The following is a 16,141-nucleotide window of genomic DNA, read 5'->3' as shown; positions in this document are numbered from 1 at the left end:
CCCGGACGGCGGACGGCGCCGTGTCCGCCCTCCCCGCGGTCGCCGGTGGGCAGCTGCGGCCGCGCCCCTGCGGGCAGCCGCGTCCCCGGCCCGCCGGGGTGCGACCGGGATGATGACCGCTCGTGAGCACCCTGGCCGTGAGCACCCTGGCCGCAGCCACCGAGACCCTGCACGTGCCGGCCGCGGTCGACCTCGCCGCGATCGTCGTCGGCGCGCTCACCGGCGGGCTGCTCGCCGCGCGCGAGGGGTTCGCCGTCTCCGGGGTGCTGCTGCTGGCGGTGAGCGGAGGGCTGGGCGGCGGGCTGATCCGCGACGTGCTGCTGGCCGCCGGCCCGCCGGTGGCGCTGACCGACCCGGCGTACCTGCCGGCCGTGGCGATCACCGCGGCGGTGACCTTCTACTTCTCCGGCTGGCTCTCCCGGCTCAACCCGCTGCTCGTGGCGCTCGACGCGGTCACCCTCGGCCTGTTCACCGTCATCGGCGCCCAGAAGGCGCAGCTGGCCGGGCTGCCCAGCGCCTCGGTCGTGTTCATCGGCACGCTGACCGCCGTCGGTGGGGCGGTGATCCGCGACGTCCTGCTGGCGCAGCGGGCCGACATCGTGCAGCCCGGGCCCTACAACGCCGTCGCCGCGCTACTGGGTGCCATGGCGCTGACCGTGCTGGCCGGCCCCGCCGGGCTCGCGCCCATCCCGGTGGCCCTGCTGGTCATCGGGCTGGTGGCCACCCTGCGGGTGCTCGCGGTGTGGCGCGGCTGGGAGGCGCCGGTCGCCGTCGACCTGCCCGGCCGGGCCCGCCAGCGGCTGGCCCGCGACCGCGGCGACCGGCCCGACGGTCGCCGGCGGACCAGGCGCCGCACGCGCTGAGGGCCCCGGCGCCCGGAGCGGCGGGGCCCTCCGGCACGGTGGGCGCGACCGCGGTCGCGCCGACCGGCGGGGGACGGCGAGGATGGCCCGTGTGACCGAGCCCGCGCGCGAGCACGACGTCGTCCTCTTCGGTGCCACCGGCTTCGTCGGCCGGCTGGTGGCCGCCTACCTGGCCGAGGCCGCGCCGCCCGGCCTGCGCGTCGCCCTGGCCGGCCGGTCGCGGGAGAAGCTGGCCGCCGCGGCGGCGGAGCTGCCGGCGGCCGGACGGCACTGGCCGCTCCTGGAGGCCGACACCGGTGACCCGGCGTCGCTGACCCGGCTGGCGGAGAGCACCCGCGTGCTGGTCACCACCGTCGGGCCCTACGCTCGCTACGGGCTGCCCGTCGTCGAGGTCTGCGCCCGGGCCGGCACGCACTACGCCGACCTCACCGGCGAGGTGCTCTTCGTCCGCGAGGCCATCGACCGGTGCGACGCCGTGGCGCGGGAGACCGGCGCCCGGCTCGTGCACGCCGCGGGCTACGACTCCATCCCCTCCGACCTGTCGGTGTACCTGCTCGCCGGGCGGGCCCGCGCCGACGGCGCCGGCGGGCTCACCGACGTCCGCCTGGTGGCCAGCGTCCGCGGCGGGGTCAGCGGCGGCACGATCGCCTCGATGCGCGCCCAGATCGAGGCCATGGCCACCGACCGGGACCGGCGCCGGGTCATCGCCGACCCCTACGCCCTCTCCCCCGACCGCGCCACCGAACCCGGCACCCGCCAGCCACCGGACGCCGCCCCGCCGGCCCTGGCCGCCGACGGCCGGTGGACCGCGCCGTTCGTCATGGCGCCGTTCAACACCCGGATCGTGCGGCGCAGCAACGCGCTGCAGCAGTGGGCCTACGGCCGCGGCATGCGCTACGGGGAGGCGATGAGCGCCGGGCGCGGCCTCACCGGGGCGCTCACCGCAGCCGGCGTCACCACGGGCCTGGCCGCGGGGCTGGGCGCGCTGGCCTTCGCCCCCACCCGCGCGCTGCTCGACCGGGTGCTGCCTGCGCCCGGCAGCGGCCCGTCGGAGGCGGCCCGCGACAAGGGCTTCTTCCGCATGGTGGTCGACGCCGACACCGAGAGCGGCCGGCACTACCGGGCCACCGCGTCCGGCCCCGGCGACCCCGGGTACAAGGCGACGTCGGTGATGCTGGGCGAGGTCGCGCTGGGGCTGGCCCTCGACGGCGACCGGCTGCCCGACCGGGCCGGCTCGCTGACCCCCGCGACGGCGCTGGGCGACGTGCTGGTCGAGCGGCTGCGCGCCGCCGGGCACACCTACGAGGTCACCCCGACCTGAGGCCGGGGGCCGCGCCATGATCAGGGAACCTGATCATCGCGCGTCCTCCCTCACCGCCCACCGTGAGGGAGGACGCGCTGCGGTGAGGGAGGACGGCGGATCGGGCGGTCCGACCCGACCCCCCACGTCACAGCACCCGCACGTCACGGCACCCGGACGGCCAGCACCCGCACGTCACAGCACCCGGACGGCCAGCAGCGCGACGTCGTCCTCGGCGTCGGGCAGGAACAGCCGCCGCAGCACCCGGTCGCACACCTGCTCCAGCGGCACGCCCGCGCACCCGCGCAGGACGGCGAGCAGCTCGTCGGTGCCGGCGTCGAGGTCGCGGTCGCGGCGCTCGACCAGCCCGTCGGTGTAGAGCAGGACGGTGCTGCCCACCGGCAGGACGGCGTCGTGGTCGGTGCGCGCGCGGCCCGGGTCGACGCCGAGCAGCAGGTCGGCCGGGCCGGGGTCGAGCAGGCGCACCCCGCCGTCGGGGTCGACCACCACCGGCGGCGGGTGCCCGGCGCTCGACCAGCGCAGCCGGGCCGCCTCCCCCGGCAGCCGCTCCAGCCGGGCCACCAGCGCCGTCGCCATCGCGCCGAGGGCCAGCCCCGACGCGGCCCGGTCCAGCTGCGCCAGCACCCCGGCCGGCGATGCACCGCCGACGTAGCCGATGCCGCGCAGCAGGCCGCGCAGCTGCCCCATCGCCGCGGCGGCGTGCCGGTCGTGCCCGACGACGTCGCCGATGACGAGCACCGTGTCGCCCCCGGCCTCGACGAACGCGTCGTACCAGTCGCCGCCGATCTCGGCGCCCTCGGACGCCGGCAGGTACCGGACGACGATGTCGCAGCCCTCGGGCCGGGGCGGGGCGGTGAGCATGCTGCGCTGCAGGGCGTCGGCGAGATCGCGCTGCTGCGCGAACAGCCGCGCCGACTGCAGCGCCAGGCCCGCCCGGCGGCCGATCTCGACGGCGGTCTCCACCTCGGCCGGCGCGTGCGGGCCCCGGTCGGCGCCGTTGGCCAGGCCGAGCGCGCCGATGACCTGTCCCCGCGCGACCAGCGGCACCACCAGCGCCGAGCGGGGCGCCAGCCGGGTGAGGGCCTCCTGCCCCGCCGGTTCGGGCAGCGCCCGGGCGATCCGGGCGGCGTCGATCTCGGGCACCACCAGGGGCCGGCCGGTGCGGACGACCACGCGGGCGGCGTGCTCGTCGCCCATCCCCGCGACCATGGTCCGGACGTAGTCGGCCACGTCGTCCCGCCGGGTGGGGTCCCGGTGCGCCGCGGCCACCTCGTGCAGCCGGCCCTGCTCGTCGGTGACGAGGATCCAGCACCAGTCGCCCAGCGCCGGGACGACCAGGCCGGCGAGGCGGTCGAGCTGGTCGGTGATGTCGAGGCTGCCGGAGAGCACCCGGCCCGCGTCGGCCAGCAGCTGCAGCCGCCGGTTGGCCGCGGCCATCGCCGTGACGGCGGCGGCCCGCTCGGCCTGCGAGCGCAGCCGCGAGACGCTCAGCGCGATCTGCGCGGTGAGCGCCTCGAGCAGCTCGACGTCGGTGTCGGGGAAGACGTGGTCGGTGTCCCAGACGACGACGAAGCTGCCGAGCAGCCGGCCCTCCACCCGCAGGGGCAGCGCGGCGAGCGCGCGCAGGCCCAGCAGCGGCCCGACCTCGGCCATCCGCGGGAACCGCGCGACCGCCTCCTGCAGGTGGGTGAAGAGGAAGCGCTCGCCGTGGCGGGCGGCGTACTGGGTGGGCAGGTCGTCGTCGAGATCGACGGCCACGCCCCGGTCGCCCAGGTCCACCTCGACGTCGGACTCCGCGGCCGCCGTGGCCACGGAGTCGGCCAGCCGCCGCGCCAGGTGCAGCCGCAGCGTCCCGTCGGCGTCGTCGAAGGCGGCCAGCGCGCTGGAGGCCGCGCCCAGCACCCGGGCGCCCCGCAGCGCGATCTCGGCCAGCTGGGACAGGGCCGTCGCGTTCGCGAGCTCCGCGGCGACCTCCGCCACCGCGGCGGCCCGCTGCACCGCCGCCATCCGCCGGTCGGCCTGCTCGCGGGCGTCGGTGACGTCGACGACGGTGCCCAGGACCCGCACCGGCTCACCGCGCGCGTCGCGCACCACCCGCCCGCGGGAGACCGTCCAGCGGACCGAGCCGTCGGTGTGCAGGGCCCGGCACTCGACGACGTACTCACCCGAGCCGGCGAGGGCCTCGGCCATGGCCTCCCGGACGGCGGCGTGGTCGTCGGGGTGGATGCGGTCGGCCAGCACCCGGTCGACGTCGGTGAACTCCCGTGCGCCCTCGAGGCCGTGCACCGCCGCGCACCGCTCGTCCCAGGAGAGGACGCCGGCGCGCAGGTCGTTCTCCCAGATGCCCACCTCGCTCGCCTCGAGGGCGACGTCGAGCCGGGCCAGCGAGGCGCCGATCGCCGAGCGCGCCGCCGACAGCTCCAGCTCGGCCACGACCGAGGCGGCCAGGTGCTCCAGCAGCGCGGCATCGTCGTCCTGCCACGCGCGCGGCGCCTCGTCGTACACGGCGAGGACGCCGACGACCCGTCCGGACGCCGACACCAGCGGCGAGCCGAGGTAGGACGCCACCGCGCCGGAGGTGACGGCGGGCAGGTCGGCCACGCGGGCGTCGGCCCGGGCGTCGGGCACCGCCAGCGCGCGCTCCTCCTGCACCACCCGCGCGGAGAGCGCGCCGGTCAGCAGCGCCGGGCCGCCGACGACGCCCGGCGGCAGGCCGTGGCCGCCGACCACGGTGTCCTCGTCGGTGAACAGGGTGACCTTGGCGTGGCCCGCGCCGAGCAGGCGGGCGGCCAGCGCGGAGAGCCGGTCGTAGGCCGCCGGTCCGGGCACCTCGACGAGCAGCCGGCGGGCGGCGGCGACCCGGTGGGCGTCGCGGAGCAGGTCAGGGCCCTGCAGCGGCACGGGGACGGCCACGACGCCTCCTCGTGCGCGCGCGACCCCAGCGGCCGCAGCGGACCATCGTGCCACGCGCGGGCCCCGGTGCAGACGAACGCGTCCGGTCGGCAGGTCCCCCGGTCGGGTGAGATCCGCGGCCGCGCCGGTCGAGCGCGCGCGGGGGCGGGTCGATGCCTCCTGCATGCCCGGGACCCTGACCACGCGCCCGCCGGACTGCCGGCCACTGCTGGCCGACCCCGGCGACCTCACCCTCGTCTTCCAGCCCGTCGTCGACCTCGCCCGCGCCCGCGTCGCCGGGTACGAGGCGCTGGCCCGCTTCCCCGGCACCGCAGCCCCCGAGGCCTGGTTCGCCGCGGCCGCCGACGCCGGCGTCGCCGCCGAGCTGCAGGCCCTGGCGCTGCACCGGGCCCTGGCCGCCGTCCCGCACCTGCCCGCGGGCACCTTCCTGTCGGTCAACGTCGGGCCGCACCTGCTCGGCACCCGCCCGGTGCAGGCCGCGCTGGCCGGCCGGCCGGACCTCCGGGGCGTCGTCCTCGGGCTGACCGGCACGCCCCGGTGGCCGACCTGACCGCGGTGCGCGGCCACGTGGCCGCGCTGCGCGCCCGCGGTGCCCTGGTGGCCCTCGACGACACCGGTGCGGGGTGGTCGGGTCTGCAGCAGGTCGCCGCGCTGCGGCCGAACCTCGTCACCCTCGACCGCTCCCTGGTCGCCGGCGTCGACACCGACCCGGTGCGCCAGGCCATCGCCGAGGTGCTGGGCGCGCTGACCGGTCGCACCGACGCCTGGCTGCTCGCCCAGGGCGTCGAGACCCGCGGCGAGCTGGCCGCCGTCGCGCGCCTGGGCGTCCCGCTCGCGCAGGGCTGGCTGCTGGGCCGGCCGGCGCCGGGCTTCGCACCGCTGTCGGCCGACGTGGCCGACCTGGTCCGGAGCCAGGTCGCACGCGCCCGGCGGGCCGGCGGCCTGGCGGGGCTGCTGCGCCCGGTGCGGCAGTGCGACGCCACCGAGCCCTCCCCCGGCCTGCCGCCGCTGGTGCTGGTCGGTCCCCGGGGCGAGCCGCTGGCCCTGCGGCTGGCCGACCCGCGCACCGGCGAGGTGCACACCGCCCCGGTCTCGCTGTGCGCGCAGCCGGCCGACGAGGTGTCCGAGACCCTGCACCGGGCGCTGGCCCGGCCGCCGGCGCACCGGTTCGACCCGGTGGTCTGCACCGACGCCGACGGCGGCGTCCTCGGCCTGCTGCGGGTCGAGGACCTCGCCTCGGCCGCCTCCGCCCGTTGAAGGACCCTCCTGCCCGCCACCCCTCGCTCCGCTCGGGGCGGGCCCCTGCAGGAGGGCCGTTCCAGCTACTCGGTGGCGGCGGTCAGGGCGGCGCGCTCGTCGTCGGCGAGCACCAGGTCCTGCACCGGCAGCAGGTCGGCGAGCTGGTCGACGTCGCGGCCGCTGGCGATGGGGGCGACGACGGTGGGCTGGTCGGCCAGCCAGCGCAGGGCCACCGCGGCCGGCGTCACCCCGTGGGCGTCGGCCACCTCCTGCAGCGCCGCCAGCACGCGGTCGCCGCGCTCGCCGGCGTAGGCCATGGCGCCCTTCGCCCGCGGCGAGTCGACCCGCTCCCCGGCCCGGTACTTGCCGGTGAGGAAGCCCTTGGCCAGCGAGAAGTAGGGCAGGCAGCCCAGGCCGTGCTCCGCGACGACGTCGCGCAGCCCGTCCTCGTAGGCCGGCCGCTCGAGCAGGTTGTAGTGCGGCTGCAGCGCGACGTAGCGCGCCAGGCCCAGCCGCTCGGAGGTCTCCAGCGCCTCGGTGAGCCGGGCCGGGGAGTAGTTCGACGCCGCGACGTGCAGCACCTTGCCCGAGCGCACGAGCTCGTCGAAGGCGGTGAGCGTCTCCTCCAGCGGCGTCGTCTCGTCGTCGTAGTGCGCGTAGTAGAGGTCGATGCGGTCGGTCCGCAGGTTGCGCAGCGAACGCTCGGCCGCCTCCCGGATCTCGCCGGCCGCCAGCGGGTGCGCCTTCTGCTGCGGTGAGGCCTTGGTGGCCACGACCACGCGGTCGCGCAGGCCGCGCTCGGCCATCCAGCCGCCCAGGATCTGCTCGGAGCGGCCGTCGCCGTACATCTCGGCGGTGTCGACGAACGGGCGCAGCGCGCCGGGCACCGCGTCGACGAAGCGGTCGAGGACGGCGTGCGACGTCGGCTCGTCGGCCGTCCAGCCGAAGACGTTGCCGCCCAGGCACAGGTCGCTGACGGTCAGGTCGGTCCCGGGGAGCTGCGGCATGCGCCCCACGCTATGTCGCCGCCGACGGATCTGCTCCGGAGCGCCGGCGCCCCGTCCTGGAGCGGCTGGGACCGGCGGGGCGGCCGGGTGCCGCAGGCCTCCCGGACTGGCCATATGCCCGTCGGCGTGACACGGTGCCCCGGGCCGGGCCGCCTCGACGGGGACCGGCCCGTCCTCCGGGCTCCCGCCCGGGACGCCCGGCCGCGCACCGCGGCCGGCGACACCACGGCGGCCCGCCGAGACCGCGCGGCCGCGACACCTCCGAGAGGATCCCCGTGAACAAGGCCGAACTCGTCTCCGCCATCGCCAAGCGCGCCGACGTGCCCAGCGGCACCGTCGACGCCGTCCTGGCCGGCCTGCAGGAGGAGCTCGTCGAGGCGATCACCCGCGGCGAGAAGGTCGCCGTCTCCGGGCTGATCACCGTCGAGCGGACCCAGCGCTCGGCCCGCACCGGCCGCAACCCGCAGACCGGCGAGTCGATCGACATCCCCGCGGCCAACACCGTCAAGGTGACCGCCGGCTCCAACCTGAAGAAGGCCGCGAGCAACGTCCCGGTCTGACCGGCGGCCGCCCACGGACGTCCCGTTCCGACCGGCCGCCCGTGCCGCCGGGCCGGGGCGGCGCCTGCACCCTGTGACCGGGTCCACCTCCGCGTGGGTGAGGATGCGAGGGCAGGCGCCGCCCGGCGGGCGGACGGCGCGGGACGGAGGAGCGCGTGAGCGGCGGACTGACCCTGGACACCGACCCGGCAGAGGTGGGGCTCGACCCCGCCCGGCTGCAGCGCCTCGACCGGCGGCTGACCCGCTGGGTCGACGACGGGCAGCTGCCCGGCTTCCTCGTCACCGTGTCGCGGCGCGGCCGGCTGGCCCACGTCGGCCGCTACGGCGCCCGCAACGTGGAGGAGGGCCTCCCGGTCGAGGAGGACACCCGCTGGCGCATCTTCTCGATGACCAAGCCGGTGACCTCGGTGGCGGCGATGATGCTCTACGAGGAGGGCCTCCTCGAGCTCACCGACCCGATCACCAGGTGGCTGCCCGAGTTCGCCGACACCCGTGTCTACGTGGCCGGGTCGGCGCAGAAGCCGGTCACCCAGCCACAGATCGAGCCGATCCGGGTGGCGCACCTGCTCACCCACACCTCCGGGCTCACCTACGGCTTCCACCACGCCCACCCGGTCGACGCGATGTACCGCGCGATGGGCCACGAGTGGGGCACCCCGCCCGGCGCCGACTCCGCCGAGGTCTGCCGCCAGTGGGCCTCGGTGCCGCTGGTGTTCCAGCCCGGCTCCGAGTGGAACTACGGCGTCTCCACCGACGTCCTCGGCCGGCTGGTCGAGGTCGTCTCCGGGCAGACCCTCGACGTCTTCTTCCAGGAGCGGGTCTTCGGCCCGCTGGGGATGACCGACACCTCCTTCGGGCTGCGCGAGGACGACGACGTCACCTCGCTGGCCCGCCTCTACGCCGCCGTCCCCGGCACGCCGGGCGGGCCGGCCACCGGGTTCGCGCCGCTGGACGCGATGGGCGCCGCGGCGCACAGCAAGCCCGCGTTCCTCTCCGGCGGCGGCGGGCTGGTGTCCACCGCCGCGGACTACGTGCGCTTCGCCGAGATGCTCCGCCGCGGCGGCTCGTTCGACGGCGGGCGGCTGCTGGGCCCGCGGACGCTGGCGCACATGACCCGCAACCACCTGCCCGGCGGCGCGGACCTGGAGACCTTCGGCCGGCCGCTGTTCGCCGAGACGCCGCTGCGCGGGGTCGGCTTCGGCCTGGGCTTCTCGATGGTCATCGACCCGGTCCGCTACGGCGGCGTGGCCAGCGTCGGCGACTACAGCTGGGGCGGGGCGGCGTCGACGGCGTTCTACGTCGACCCGGTCGAGGACGTCGTCGTCACCTTCTTCACGCAGCTGCTGCCCTCGTCGACCCTGCCGATCCGGGCCCACCTGCGCGCCCTGGTCAACCAGGCGATCGTCCAGTAGGCACAGGAGGCTCTCCCCACGCCCGAGGCGCCCGGGACGTGGGGAGAGCCTCTGCCTGGCTCTACAGGTAGCGGCGGTAGACGACGGTGGCGACCATCGCCGGCTTCGACGCGCCCTCGACCTCGACGGTGACGTCCATGTTCATGGCGATCCCGCCCTCGAACGGCGTGGCCGAGGCCAGCGTCGCGCCGGCCCGGACGCGGCTGCCCACCGGCACCGGCGAGGGGAAGCGCACCTTCTCGGTGCCGTAGTTGACGCCCATGCGGAAGCCGGTGATCTCCACGATCTGCGGCAGCAGCGACGGGACGAGCGACAGCGTCAGGTAGCCGTGCGCCACGGGACCGCCGAAGGGGCTCTCCCGCTGCGCGCGCTCCACGTCGACGTGGATCCACTGGTGGTCCCCGGTCGCGTCGGCGAACTGCTGCACCTGTTCCTGGGTCACGGTCACCCAGTCGCTGTGGCCGAGGTGCTGGCCGACGAGCCCCTGCACCCCCGCGACGCCGTCCACGGTGGTCTGCGCCATCGCCGTCCTCCTGTGTCCTCGGTCCGTGTCGCTGTGGTCTGGTTGGCTGACTCCACCACACCGACGGCGGGGACGGGGGACACGGGTGCTGCGACTGGGCCGGCTCGACGTGCCCGACGGCGGACTGCTCGTCATGGCGATCGTCAACCGCACGCCGGACTCGTTCTACGACCGCGGCGCCACCTACGAGCTGGCCGCCGCCGTCGAGCGCGTGGACCGGGTCGTGGCCGAGGGCGCGGACGTGGTGGACGTCGGCGGGGTCAAGGCCGCGCCCGGCGAGGAGGTCGACGCCGCCGAGGAGATCCGCCGCACCGTCGACCTGGTGGCCGCCATCCGCGCCGCCCACCCGGAGCTGCCGATCTCGATCGACACCTGGCGCGCCGAGGTCGCCCGCGAGGCGCTGGCCGCCGGGGCCGACGTCGTCAACGACGCGTGGGGCGGCGTGGAGCCGGAGCTGGCGCACGTCGCCGCCGCGGCGGGCGCGGGCATCGTGTGCACGCACGCCGGCGGCCTGCCGCCGCGGACCCGGCCGCACCGGGTGCAGTACGACGACGTCGTCGCCGACGTGGTGCGCCGGACGACGGCGCTGGCCGAGGCGGCCGTGGCCGCGGGCGTCGACCGCGAGCGGGTGCTGGTCGACCCGGGTCACGACTTCGGCAAGAACACCCGGCACTCGCTGGAGGCGACGCGGCGGCTCGACGAGCTGGTCGCGACCGGCTGGCCGGTGCTGGTGGCGCTGTCGAACAAGGACTTCGTCGGGGAGACCCTCGACGTCGTCCTGGAGGAGCGGCTCACCGGGACGCTCGCGGCGACGGCGGTCAGCGCCTGGCTGGGTGCCCGGGTGTTCCGCGCCCACGACGTCGCCGCGACCCGGCAGACGCTCGACATGGTGGCCGCCATCCGCGGCGACCGTCCCCCGGCCCGCACCGTCCGCGGCCTGGCCTGAAGAAGGACCCCCTCGCCGGGCGCCGAGGGGACGACGGAGGTCCCTGGTGGCGGGGGACCGGCCGGACGATGATCGGGTCGCCCGTGGCGGCAGCGGGCCCCACGGCGGGCGGCGCTGAGGAGGCCGTCATGCCCGAGCAGACCACAGGGATCGACGCACCCCAGGCACGGGGACGGCGCGTGGTGGTGGGCGTCGACGGGTCGGCAGGAGCGCAGGCGGCGCTGCGGTTCGCCGTCGAGGACGCCGTCCGCCGGGGCGTGCCCGTCGAGGCGGTCACCTCCCACCGCCCACCCGAGGCGTGGATGGACTTCGACGCGGTCGGCGGCTTCGACTACGACCAGGCCGAGGCCGAGGCGGTGGAGCGGGCCGAGGGGTTCATCGCCGAAGTGCTCCGCGAGGTCCCGGAGCCGCACCCGGAGATCCACGTGACGGCCGTCCTCGGCTCGGCGGCGGACGCGCTCATCCGCGAGTCGGCCGGCGCGGACCTGCTCGTGGTCGGCAGCCGGGGGCACGGCGGGTTCTCCAGCATGCTGCTGGGGTCGACGAGCATGCACTGCGTCCTGCACGCGTCGTGCCCGGTCACCGTCGTCCACTCGTCCGAGTCGCACCACGAGCGGCTGCACCTGCGCCGCCGCAACAGCGGGGAGCGGGTGCGCGCCCGGCGCCGGCGCTTCCGGGGGGCCACGGCCGACTTCACCGGCCCCTGACCGCTCCGCTGCGCCCGGCCGACCACCGCCGGCACGGGCCCCGACGCGGGCGCCGCGATGATCAGGTGACCTGATCGTGGCGCGTCCTCCCTCACCGCGACGCGTCCTCCCTCACCGTGGGACGTCGGGGAGGACACTCGACGATCAGGTGACCTGATCGTGGCGCGCACCCACCGGAGCTAGGTTGCCCGCATGGCCGCCACCGGGTTCCTCACCGCCGACGAGCTCAACGGGCTCCTGCCGGGCACGCTGCCGGGGTTGCTCGGCCTCACCGTCACCGCGCACGAGCCCGGCCGGCTGGCGGCCGCGCTCGACGTCCGCCCGGACCTGCTCGCGCCCAACGGCTACCTGCACGCGGCCACCGTCGTCGCCCTGGCCGACACCGCCTGCGGGCTGGCCACCCGCGCGCTGCTGCCGGAGGGCTCGGCCGGGTTCACCACCATCGAGCTGAAGAGCAACTTCCTGGGCACGGTGCGCGAGGGCCGGGTGAGCACCGTGGCCACCAACACGCACGCCGGCCGCAGCACCCAGGTGTGGGACGCCGTCGTCTCCTCCGACGCCGGGAAGACCCTCGCGCTGTTCCGCTGCACCCAGTCGGTGCTGTGGCCACGATGAGGTGACTCGCCAGTAACCCCCGTGTCCCGCACCACATGTCGGGTGTGAGACTGGCGCCACCACGTCCCCGAGGAGGAGCACCAGTGGCACTGGCGAGTCGTTACGCCGACATCGAGATCCCCGATCTGTCGGTCCCCGAGTTCGTGCTCGCCGGTGGTGCGTCGCGCCCCGACGCCCCGGCGCTCGTCGACGGCCTGACCGGTGACTCGATCAGCCACGGTCAGCTGGCCACCTACGTCGACCGCGTCGCCGCCGCGCTCGCCGCCCGCGGGCTGCGCAAGGGCGACGTCGTCGCCGTCCTGTGCCCCAACACGATGTGGTACCCGGTCGTCTTCCACGGCATCGCCCGGGCCGGGTGCGTGATGAGCCCGATCAACTCCCTCTACACCGCCCACGAGGTCGCCTTCCAGCTGAAGGACTCCGGCGCCAAGGTGCTCATCACCGTCTCGCCGTTCCTCGACCGGGCCCTCGAGGCCGTCGAGCAGTCGCCGGTCGACGAGGTGGTCGTCATGGACGGCGCCGAGGGCCACGCCTCGCTGCTCGACCTGATCTCCAGCGACGCGCCGTCGGTGCAGGTCGACGTCGACCCGGCGGACGACCTGGTCACGCTGCCCTACTCCAGCGGCACCACCGGCCTGCCCAAGGGCGTCATGCTCACCCACCGCAACCTGGTGGCCAACGTCAGCCAGTCCCGCCCGCTGGTGGAGCTGCACGAGGGCGACGAGCGGATCATCGCCGTCCTGCCGTTCTTCCACATCTACGGCCTGACCGTGCTGATGAACCAGGGCCTGCAGTGGGGCGGCACCGTGGTGACCCTGCCGCGGTTCGACCTCGAGCAGTTCCTGCGCACCATCCAGGACCAGAAGATCACCCGGGCCTTCGTGGCGCCGCCCATCGTGCTCGCGCTGGCCAAGCACCCGATGGTCGACCAGTTCGACCTGTCCTCGCTGCGCAGCATCACCTCCGGCGCCGCCCCGCTGGACGAGGCGCTGGCCCAGGCCGCCCAGGACCGGCTGCGCAAGGGCGCGGACGACGGCGTCGTGGTCGCCCAGGGCTACGGGATGACCGAGCTGTCGCCGGTCTCGCACACCACGCCCGACGCCACCCGGCTGCCCGAGGGCGTTCCCGAGGTCCCCAAGGGCTCGGTCGGGCTGGCGCTGCCCAACACCGAGTGCCGCCTGGTCGACCCCGCCACCGGCGAGGACGCCGCCGCGGGCGAGCGCGGTGAGCTGTGGGTCCGCGGCCCGCAGGTCATGAAGGGTTACCTCAACAACGAGCAGGCCACCCGCGAGACGCTGGACGCCGAGGGCTGGCTGCACACTGGCGACGTCGCGATCGTCGACGAGCACGGCTGCTTCACCGTCGTCGACCGGGTCAAGGAGCTGATCAAGTACAAGGGCTACCAGGTGGCCCCGGCCGAGCTCGAGGCCGTGCTGCTGGGCAACCCGGCCATCGCCGACGCCGCCGTCATCGGCGTCAAGGACGAGGAGACCGGCGAGGAGCTGCCCAAGGCGTTCGTCGTCCGGGCGCCCGGTGCGGAGATCACCGAGCAGGAGGTCATGGACTACGCCGGCAGCCGGCTCGCGCCGCACAAGAAGATCCGCGCGGTCGCGTTCATCGAGCAGGTGCCCAAGTCCGCGGCCGGCAAGATCCTGCGCAAGGACCTCAGGGCCCGCTAGGAGGACCCCCTCCTCCCCACCCCCCGCGCGCTCGGGCGGTGCCCTGGAGGGGGCCTTAGGGTCGGGGGCATGCGTGCGGTCACCATGGACGGTCCCGGCGGCCCCGAGGTCCTCGGCTGGGGCGAGGCCCCCGACCCGGTGGCCGGCCCCGGCGAGGTCGTCGTCGACGTCGCCGCGACCGCGGTCAACCGGGCCGACCTGCTGCAGCGCGCGGGGAACTACCCGCCGCCGAGGGGCACCAGCGGGGTCCTCGGCCTGGAGTGCAGCGGGGTCGTGAGCGAGGTCGGCGAGGGCGTGACCGGCTGGTCGGTCGGCGACGAGGTGTGCGCGCTGCTCGCCGGTGGCGGCTACGCCGAGCGGGTCGCCGTCCCCGCCGTGCAGCTGCTCCCCCGCCCGGCCGGTGTGGAGCTGGCCACCGCTGCCGCGCTGCCCGAGGTCACCTGCACCGTGTGGTCCAACGTCTTCCAGCTGGCCGGCCTGCGCCGTGGCGAGGCGTTCCTGGTGCACGGCGGGTCCAGCGGCATCGGCACGATGGCGATCCAGCTCGCCGTCCGGGCCGGGGCACGGGTGTTCACCACCGCGGGGACGGCGGCCAAGCTCGAGTTCTGCCGGGAGCTGGGCGCCGAGGTCACGATCAACTACCGCGACGAGGACTTCGTCGAGCGGGTGCGCGAGGAGACCGACGGCGCGGGGGTCGACGTCGTCCTGGACAACATGGGGGCGAAGTACCTGTCCCGCAACGTCGACGCCCTCGCCGTGGGCGGCCGGCTGGTCGTCATCGGCATGCAGGGTGGCACCCGGGCCGAGCTCGACCTCGGCAAGCTCCTCGCCAAGCGGGCGTCGGTGCACGCCACCGCGCTGCGCTCGCGGCCGGCCACGGGCCCGGGCGGCAAGGCCGACATCGTCGCGGCGGTGCGCGCCGAGGTGTGGCCCGACGTCGAGCGCGGCGTGGTGCGGCCGATCGTCGACCGGCGGCTGCCCATGTCGCGGGCGGCCGAGGCACACCGCGTCGTCGAGGCCAGCGAGCACGTCGGGAAGGTGCTGCTGCTCCCCGACGCCTGACTAGAGAGCGCCGCGCAGGGCCGCCACCGAGTCGATCACGTAGCCGACCTCCTCGGCGGTGTGGTAGTGCGCCAGCCCCAGCCGGATGGCGCCGCCGGCCTCGTTGACCCCGAGGGCGTCGAACAGCTCGCGGGCGTAGAAGTCGCCGTCCCAGGCGCAGACACCGCGGCGGGCGAGCTCGGCGGCGACCTGCCGGGGGCGCATGCCCGAGACGGTGAACGACAGGGTCGGCGTCGTGTGCTCGGGGAAGCCGACCACCTGCACGTGCCGCATCGCCCGCAGCGCCTGGTCCAGCCAGTCGAACAGCCCGCCCTCGTAGGCGGCGACGGCGGTCATCGAGGTGCGCAGCCGGTCGCGCCGGCTGCCGGTGGCGTCCTCGCACAGGCCGGCGAGGTGGTCGACGGCGGCGGTGACGCCGGCGTAGAGCTCGAACGGCGGGGTGCCGGTCTCGAAGCGGTCGGGCACGCGGTCCGGCGCGGGCAGCAGCCGGTCGGGGACGAGCTCGGCCAGCAGCGCCGGGTCGGCGACCACCGCGCCCACGTGCGGACCGCAGAAGGTGTAGGCCGACACCGCCAGGAAGTCCGCGCCCAGGGCGGCCCGGTCGAGGAACACGTGCGGGGCGGCCTGGACGGCGTCGACGAACACCAGCGCCCCGACGGCGTGGGCGCGGGCGGCGATCGCGGCGACGTCGGGACGCGTGCCGATCGCGTTGCTGGCCGCCGTCACCGCCACCAGGCGGGTGCGCGCGGTGATCAGCTCGTCGTACTGCCAGGCCGGCAGCTCGCCGGTCTCGATGTCCACCTCGGCCCACCGGACGACGGCGCCGGCCTGCTCGGCCAGCTGCAGCCACGGGCGGATGTTGGCGTCGTGGTCCAGGCGGCTGACCACGACCTCGTCGCCGTAGCGCCACGTGCGCGCCAGCGCCCGGGCGAGGGCGTAGGTCAGCGTCGTGGTGTTGGCGCCCAGGACCACCCCGGTGGAGACGCCGCCCGCCAGGTCGGCCACCGCCGCGCGGGCGCTGGCGAGCAGGCCCTCCGTGCGCGCCGAGGACGGGAAGACCCCGCCGCGGTTGGCCACCGGCACCCGCATCGCCGAGGAGACCGCGTGCACGACGCTCTCGGGCACCAGGGTTCCGGCGGGCGCGTCGGTGTGCACGAACCCGTCGGACAGGCCGGGGAAGAGGCCGCGGACGCGCGCGACGTCCAGCCGTGGCTCCCCCGGTCCCATGCGGGCGACCCTAGACGGAGCGGTCCGGCCGGCCACGTCCTGGCGGCACCCGGGCGCCGCGCGTTCG

15 protein-coding genes are annotated in these 16,141 nt (G+C 76.2%); 11 read left to right on the top strand and 4 right to left on the bottom strand.

Translation table 11 applies throughout. The features are described 5' to 3' along the window. Window positions 1-122 precede the first annotated feature (122 nt). Together ACU616_RS09655 and ACU616_RS09650 are read left to right on the top strand one after the other, a co-directional pair. Window positions 123-863, top strand: coding sequence for a trimeric intracellular cation channel family protein (locus ACU616_RS09655; protein WP_446758254.1), 741 nt, complete (start codon window positions 123-125; stop codon window positions 861-863). A gap of 91 nt (window positions 864-954) precedes the next feature. Further along, window positions 955-2,184, top strand: a complete 1,230-nt coding sequence (locus ACU616_RS09650) for a saccharopine dehydrogenase family protein (protein ID WP_446758253.1) — start codon at window positions 955-957, stop codon at window positions 2,182-2,184. Between the two features lie 174 nt (window positions 2,185-2,358). On the opposite strand, the gene ACU616_RS09645 is transcribed toward ACU616_RS09650, so the two are convergent. Continuing rightward, window positions 2,359-5,097 (bottom strand): SpoIIE family protein phosphatase, encoded by a 2,739-nt coding sequence (locus ACU616_RS09645; RefSeq protein WP_446758252.1) that lies wholly within the window; start codon window positions 5,095-5,097, stop codon window positions 2,359-2,361. A gap of 163 nt (window positions 5,098-5,260) precedes the next feature. On the opposite strand from ACU616_RS09645, the gene ACU616_RS09640 reads away from it, so the two are divergent. Beyond that, window positions 5,261-5,647, top strand: a complete 387-nt coding sequence (locus ACU616_RS09640; RefSeq protein WP_446758251.1) for an EAL domain-containing protein — start codon at window positions 5,261-5,263, stop codon at window positions 5,645-5,647. After that, entirely contained in the window at window positions 5,635-6,354 is a 720-nt protein-coding gene (locus tag ACU616_RS09635; RefSeq protein WP_446758250.1) for an EAL domain-containing protein, read from the top strand. Before ACU616_RS09640 ends, ACU616_RS09635 begins: the two co-directional genes overlap by 13 nt. Window positions 6,355-6,419: 65 nt before the next feature. Here ACU616_RS09635 and ACU616_RS09630 read toward each other — a convergent pair whose 3' ends face one another. Continuing rightward, a complete protein-coding gene (locus ACU616_RS09630) occupies window positions 6,420-7,343 on the bottom strand; it encodes an aldo/keto reductase (RefSeq protein ID WP_446758249.1) in 924 nt (307 codons plus the stop codon). 275 nt (window positions 7,344-7,618) lie between these two features. Between ACU616_RS09630 and ACU616_RS09625 the strand changes: the two genes are divergently transcribed. Both ACU616_RS09625 and ACU616_RS09620 read left to right on the top strand, forming a co-directional pair. Beyond that, entirely contained in the window at window positions 7,619-7,903 is a 285-nt protein-coding gene (locus ACU616_RS09625) for an HU family DNA-binding protein (protein WP_446758248.1), read from the top strand. Between the two features lie 155 nt (window positions 7,904-8,058). Continuing rightward, window positions 8,059-9,315, top strand: a complete 1,257-nt coding sequence (locus ACU616_RS09620) for a serine hydrolase domain-containing protein (RefSeq protein ID WP_446758247.1) — start codon at window positions 8,059-8,061, stop codon at window positions 9,313-9,315. Window positions 9,316-9,376: 61 nt separating this feature from the next. Here ACU616_RS09620 and ACU616_RS09615 read toward each other — a convergent pair whose 3' ends face one another. Beyond that, window positions 9,377-9,838 (bottom strand): MaoC family dehydratase, encoded by a 462-nt coding sequence (locus ACU616_RS09615; RefSeq protein WP_446758246.1) that lies wholly within the window; start codon window positions 9,836-9,838, stop codon window positions 9,377-9,379. A gap of 85 nt (window positions 9,839-9,923) precedes the next feature. Between ACU616_RS09615 and folP the strand changes: the two genes are divergently transcribed. The 5 genes from folP to ACU616_RS09590 all read left to right on the top strand — a co-directional run bounded on the left by folP (window position 9,924) and on the right by ACU616_RS09590 (window position 14,847). Beyond that, window positions 9,924-10,784, top strand: a complete 861-nt coding sequence (folP, locus tag ACU616_RS09610) for a dihydropteroate synthase (RefSeq protein ID WP_446758245.1) — start codon at window positions 9,924-9,926, stop codon at window positions 10,782-10,784. 128 nt (window positions 10,785-10,912) lie between these two features. Beyond that, window positions 10,913-11,491 (top strand): universal stress protein, encoded by a 579-nt coding sequence (locus tag ACU616_RS09605; RefSeq protein WP_446758244.1) that lies wholly within the window; start codon window positions 10,913-10,915, stop codon window positions 11,489-11,491. A 192-nt stretch (window positions 11,492-11,683) separates the two neighbouring features. Then, window positions 11,684-12,106, top strand: a complete 423-nt coding sequence (locus ACU616_RS09600) for a PaaI family thioesterase (protein WP_446758243.1) — start codon at window positions 11,684-11,686, stop codon at window positions 12,104-12,106. Between the two features lie 83 nt (window positions 12,107-12,189). After that, a complete protein-coding gene (locus ACU616_RS09595) occupies window positions 12,190-13,785 on the top strand; it encodes an AMP-binding protein (protein ID WP_446758242.1) in 1,596 nt (531 codons plus the stop codon). A 69-nt stretch (window positions 13,786-13,854) separates the two neighbouring features. Next, on the top strand, window positions 13,855-14,847 hold the full coding sequence (locus tag ACU616_RS09590) for an NAD(P)H-quinone oxidoreductase (protein ID WP_446758241.1): 993 nt from the start codon (window positions 13,855-13,857) through the stop codon (window positions 14,845-14,847). Here ACU616_RS09590 and ACU616_RS09585 read toward each other — a convergent pair whose 3' ends face one another. After that, window positions 14,848-16,074: a cysteine desulfurase-like protein gene (locus tag ACU616_RS09585; RefSeq protein ID WP_446758240.1), complete on the bottom strand. Its 1,227-nt coding sequence runs from the start codon at window positions 16,072-16,074 to the stop codon at window positions 14,848-14,850. Window positions 16,075-16,141 lie beyond the last annotated feature (67 nt).

This window comes from Geodermatophilus sp. URMC 62, from assembly GCF_052931475.1.
This window is presented reverse-complemented; position numbering and strand designations above follow the sequence as displayed.

Coding starts and splice junctions, on each gene's coding strand:
- ACU616_RS09600 (WP_446758243.1), top strand. CDS start 11,684: ATGGCCGCCACCGGGTTCCTCACCGCCGACGAGCTCAACGGGCTCCTG.
- ACU616_RS09590 (WP_446758241.1), top strand. CDS start 13,855: ATGCGTGCGGTCACCATGGACGGTCCCGGCGGCCCCGAGGTCCTCGGC.
- ACU616_RS09615 (WP_446758246.1), bottom strand. CDS start 9,838: ATGGCGCAGACCACCGTGGACGGCGTCGCGGGGGTGCAGGGGCTCGTC.
- ACU616_RS09605 (WP_446758244.1), top strand. CDS start 10,913: ATGCCCGAGCAGACCACAGGGATCGACGCACCCCAGGCACGGGGACGG.
- ACU616_RS09585 (WP_446758240.1), bottom strand. CDS start 16,074: ATGGGACCGGGGGAGCCACGGCTGGACGTCGCGCGCGTCCGCGGCCTC.
- ACU616_RS09630 (WP_446758249.1), bottom strand. CDS start 7,343: ATGCCGCAGCTCCCCGGGACCGACCTGACCGTCAGCGACCTGTGCCTG.
- ACU616_RS09640 (WP_446758251.1), top strand. CDS start 5,261: ATGCCCGGGACCCTGACCACGCGCCCGCCGGACTGCCGGCCACTGCTG.